At 41.7% G+C, this 4,439-nt stretch carries 7 protein-coding genes and 1 pseudogene; 4 read left to right on the top strand and 4 right to left on the bottom strand.

Going from position 1 to position 4,439, the window contains the following annotated elements; translation table 11 throughout:
- From WB217_RS00945 to WB217_RS00930, 4 genes and pseudogenes are all read right to left on the bottom strand, one after another.
- Positions 1-296: pseudogene (locus WB217_RS00945) on the bottom strand (hypothetical protein); the annotation flags it as partial.
- A gap of 15 nt (positions 297-311) precedes the next feature.
- Entirely contained in the window at positions 312-1,112 is an 801-nt protein-coding gene (locus tag WB217_RS00940) for an NAD kinase (RefSeq protein WP_423989783.1), read from the bottom strand.
- Between the two features lie 32 nt (positions 1,113-1,144).
- Positions 1,145-1,783: a GTP pyrophosphokinase gene (locus tag WB217_RS00935; protein WP_423989781.1), complete on the bottom strand. Its 639-nt coding sequence runs from the start codon at positions 1,781-1,783 to the stop codon at positions 1,145-1,147.
- Between the two features lie 34 nt (positions 1,784-1,817).
- The gene (locus WB217_RS00930; protein ID WP_423989779.1) at positions 1,818-2,198 is read right to left on the bottom strand and encodes a hypothetical protein; all 381 of its coding nucleotides are present in this window, start codon (positions 2,196-2,198) and stop codon (positions 1,818-1,820) included.
- A gap of 118 nt (positions 2,199-2,316) precedes the next feature.
- On the opposite strand from WB217_RS00930, the gene WB217_RS00925 reads away from it, so the two are divergent.
- From WB217_RS00925 to WB217_RS00910, 4 genes are all read left to right on the top strand, one after another.
- On the top strand, positions 2,317-2,898 hold the full coding sequence (locus WB217_RS00925) for a CYTH domain-containing protein (RefSeq protein ID WP_423989777.1): 582 nt from the start codon (positions 2,317-2,319) through the stop codon (positions 2,896-2,898).
- A 101-nt stretch (positions 2,899-2,999) separates the two neighbouring features.
- Positions 3,000-3,641, top strand: coding sequence for a lytic transglycosylase domain-containing protein (locus tag WB217_RS00920; protein ID WP_423989775.1), 642 nt, complete (start codon positions 3,000-3,002; stop codon positions 3,639-3,641).
- A gap of 194 nt (positions 3,642-3,835) precedes the next feature.
- Entirely contained in the window at positions 3,836-4,237 is a 402-nt protein-coding gene (locus WB217_RS00915) for a globin (protein ID WP_423989773.1), read from the top strand.
- On the top strand, positions 4,234-4,439 hold a 206-nt coding region (locus WB217_RS00910; RefSeq protein ID WP_423989771.1), incomplete at its 3' end, for a DsbA family protein. The genes WB217_RS00915 and WB217_RS00910, both read left to right, overlap by 4 nt.

The raw sequence follows: 4,439 nt of genomic DNA, 5'->3' as shown, positions 1-4,439 counted from the left end.
TCGTAAACAATGGACAGCGGAATATCTTCTCCCTTCAGCCCAAATGAAGGAACCTCCTCAGGAAAAATTACTGTGACTGAATCACCGCTTTTAACCATATACCTGACATTCACCTCTTGGGCGTTTACCGATATTAACCCGCCTTTAAACTTAATGTCTGTAAGTGCCGACCTCGAAATTTCCTTTTCTTTAAGAAATTCCCTTAGCAATTTACCTTGGTCTGAAGCTTCTGCTGTCCATTCAAGGCTGAAGTTATTTGCCATATCGGCTGCTCCATTCTCCATTTGTGTATTCATCTTGATTTATCAAATCTAATCGCTGTCGGATATAAACGAATCGCTGACACGCTTCCAAAATGGAAACGGTCTGAATCTTGCAAAGCGGATTTTTTCATCTGCCACACGGAACTGGATTGATTTAACATCCTTGTGAAGGAGCGTCAAATGGTCTACAGTCACCTGGAAATCTGGCCTGTTAACTGGTTTGAGTGTGCAGGTATGATGGTCTGGCAAGATGAGCGGAGATCCTACAGTCCTGAAAACCCTGTTATTGATGGAAGCCATCTCGGCAACCTGGATCGCTCGCAATGAAGGATGCAGAATCGCCCCACCTAATGCTTTGTTGTATGCAGTACTTCCAGATGGTGTCGATACGCAAAGCCCATCGCCACGGAAGCGTTCAAAGTGCTGTCCTCTGATCTCAACATCCATGACCAGTGTACCTTCCACGGATTTGACCGTTGATTCATTCAGCGCTAGATATCTTGTTTCCCTTCCGCCATGCAGATACCTGATGATTACCTCAAGCAAGGGATATTCGATCACCTGGTAAGGCGTTTTCGCTACCGCGATCACCAATTTCTCTATTTCTTCAGGAACCCAGTCGGCATAAAAACCTAGATGCCCGGTATGTACTCCGATAAAAGCAGTTTTATCCAGTCTGCTGCTGTAACGATGGAACGCGTACAATAGTGTGCCGTCGCCTCCAACCGAGATGCAAATATCCGGCTGGTCTTCATCATATATAAGATCAAAATCTAAAAGATAGGTTCTCATTTTATGCATCAATGTATTTGACCGGGAATCCCCTTTTGAAGTAATCGCAAATTTCATGAGTCCAAACACCCCCGCATATCGGTTTTAATCTATTTCTTCCCATCCTGCTGCATTTCTTTTTTTCTTGTAAAGAAAGCCTGTGCTTCCTGGATTTCTCCTCTGATTGTTGACATTTCTTCATCAAGGCGGAACGCTGCTTCAGCTGCTCGCTGCAGCCTGATTTTTATATCTTCTGGAAAAAGCCCTTTATACTTATAATTCAAAGAATGTTCCACGGTTGCCCAGAAATTCATCGCCAGTGTGCGAATTTGAATCTCGGCAAGAATTTTTCTTTCTCCCCTTATCGTCTGTACCGGATAACGGATCACTACATGGTAGGAGCGGTAACCGCTGGCTTTTTTATTAGATATGTAATTCCGCTCCTCGACGATTTCAAAGTCATTCCGGTTTCTTAACAGTTCAACTACTGTTTTAATATCATCCACGAATTGACACATAATTCTCAGGCCTGCAATATCCTGCATTTCCGTTTCAAGTTTTTCTAATGAAATTTTTTTTTGATTTGCTTTATCGAGGATGCTTGCAATAGGCTTTACCCTTCCTGTTACAAATTCAATCGGGGAATGGTCTGATTGCAGTTCATACTGGCTTCTAATGCCTTTTAGCTTTATTTTTAATTCTTCAACAGCGTGCTTGTAAGGTTCTAAAAATTGATCCCAGTGTTTCACATCGGTCACCTCATCCGGTTCTATTCACGAAAGCCTAAGCGGAGGGTGCGGCAAAAACCTGTTCCACTTTCGCGACCATTTCCTCTCCATAATTGCTATTCCCTGTAATATTCGCGATTAAATAGTCCATTTCCTCGCTGAAGCCTTTCAGTTTAAGCATTTGTTCGCCAGCAGTAAGATTAGCTACCATTCCAGCATGCAAGCCTTCATGGATCACATTCCAGGTTCCATAAGGAATCGATATATATTGATATCCTTCTTCCTTTTCGACAATATAAATAAAAGATAATTGATCAGAATCAACTAGCATTTGACCTGTTGCTGTTAAATCAGCAATCTCTGCTTTTGAATCGGTGATGAGCATCAGCTCATTATTTTTAATAAATGCATCGGTAATCATAATTCTTTGGCTCATTTTTTCAACCTCCATAATCTTTTTTATTTTATCATATTGAGGCAATTTCTACTAAGGATTGAAGCGGAAGCTGTTTAACGAGATAATAAGGACATTAAAATTCGAAAGGGCGGTAAAAGTGAGCCAGAACATTGAAATTGAATTTAAAAACATGCTGACCAACGAGGAATTCATTCGGCTAAAAAAGTACTTCAAAATAGATCAAACTAAAATTAAAAAGCAGGTTAATCACTATTTTGATACCCCCTCCTTTTCATTGAAAGTTCACGGCTCTGCATTAAGGATCCGAGAAAAGAGCACTCAGTTTGAAATGACATTGAAACAGCCAGCTGAACAAGGCTTGCTTGAAACCAATCAATTTCTTGACCCAGAGCAGGCTGAATATATATTAAAAACAGGAAAAATCCTGGAGGGTGAAGTGAAAGACGCTCTCACCAAATTGATAGAAGATGCGGATTCCCTGCAGTACTTCGGCTCATTGACCACTGATCGTGCAGAATTTGATTACAAGGGCGGACTGCTTGTACTAGACCATAGTTACTATTTAAATACAGAGGATTATGAGCTAGAATATGAAGTAATGGATGAAACGGAAGGCTTTAAAATTTTCTCGGAATTGCTCGTTGAACTTAATATCCCAGTGAGAACAACCGATAATAAAATCAAACGGTTTTACAACCGAAAGCGGGAAGGCTTATGACCCAATTGGCCAGGCACTGAAGCTAGAAGGTAATCATTTATTATAAAGTTTTACTAAAATACAATCTTTTTAAAGAGTAAAACCAGGCAGGAGAATTGATCATGAACGTTGACCAGCTAAAAGTCACGCTTGAATTACAAGCACTACAGAACTTCAGCAGCACATCTGCCCCATCCGGCAACACTCTGTTCCAGGAAATGCTGTCCGGGCTTCTTACTGAACAGAATGATGCCTTAGGCGCAACGGCAGCTCGTTTAGAAGATTTATTCGGCAATACTGAAACCGCAGTGAACTCCTTTGGTTTGAATAAAGTAAGTATCGGGCAAATGCTCCCGCCTATTCAGCTAACCAAGCTGTCTGCGAAGAATCATCATTTTGATGAAATAGTCGATCAAGCTGCGGCAGCGTTCAATCTTCCTGCCAAGCTGATAAAGTCTGTGATACAAAAGGAATCGAATTTCAACCCGAATGCTATTAGCTCTGCAGGTGCATCAGGTTTAATGCAGCTGATGCCAGGAACAGCCAGAAGCCTGGGGGTAAAAAATATCTTTGACCCAGCGGAAAATATTCTCGCGGGCAGTAAATACTTGCGTCAAATGATGGACAAGTACGACAACAAAGTGGAGCTTGCACTCGCCGCATATAATGCAGGCCCTGGAAATGTCGATAAATATGGCGGTATTCCCCCTTTCAAAGAAACTCAAAATTACGTAAAAAAAATAACCAGCACGTACTATGGATGATATTTCCATCGCTTTCGGCCGTCTGTCAGTGGTAACAGACGGCCTTTTTGTGTACATTAGTAAAGCGGATAAACTGTAAAATAACTGATTACAAGGCTATTTGTTTGAGATATAAATTTAGCATTGCTAAAATAAATGCATAACTATCAAAGCTGAATGAAATTTCCAAAATCTATTTTAAAGGAGTTATCAATATGGTTGAGAATAAGACCTTACCATTCGAAGCCATTGGCGAAGGAACACTTCACCGGCTGGTCGACGCTTTTTACCACCGGGTAGGAATGCATCCTGATCTTGCTCCTATATTCCCTGATGATCTTTCTGAAACTGCACGAAAGCAGAAGCAGTTTTTGACACAATATTTAGGGGGGCCACCTTTATATACAAGTGAGCATGGCCATCCCATGCTCCGCGCAAGGCACTTGCCTTTTGAAGTAACACCTAAACGAGCAAACGCTTGGCTTGCATGCATGACCGAAGCGATGGATGAAGTGGGGCTTGAAGGGCCAGTCAGGGAGGATTTTTATGCTCGCCTTTACCTTACTGCCCAGCATATGATCAATACACCAGATGACGAGAACGGTGAGAGCACATGAAACTCAACAGAGAGAACCTATTGAGCTATGATCCCTCCGAGTTCTGCTCTGGATTGGATAAGAAACCACTCGAAATATATATGTTCGTTGATCCTCTTTGCCCTGAATGCTGGGCTCTTGAACCGATCATCAAAAAGCTGCAAATCGAATACGGAAAGTATTTTTCCATCCGTCATATTTTGAGCGGCAGGCTGGCCACTCT

This window comes from Mesobacillus sp. (genome assembly GCF_049588175.1).
Taxonomy (GTDB): Bacteria; Bacillota; Bacilli; order Bacillales; family Cytobacillaceae; genus Mesobacillus.
This window is presented reverse-complemented; position numbering and strand designations above follow the sequence as displayed.

Excerpts from the sequence above, each read along its gene's own strand:
- WB217_RS00930 (WP_423989779.1), bottom strand. The coding sequence starts at position 2,198 with ATGAGCCAAAGAATTATGATTACCGATGCATTTATTAAAAATAATGAG.
- WB217_RS00920 (WP_423989775.1), top strand. The coding sequence starts at position 3,000 with ATGAACGTTGACCAGCTAAAAGTCACGCTTGAATTACAAGCACTACAG.
- WB217_RS00915 (WP_423989773.1), top strand. The coding sequence starts at position 3,836 with ATGGTTGAGAATAAGACCTTACCATTCGAAGCCATTGGCGAAGGAACA.
- WB217_RS00940 (WP_423989783.1), bottom strand. The coding sequence starts at position 1,112 with ATGAAATTTGCGATTACTTCAAAAGGGGATTCCCGGTCAAATACATTG.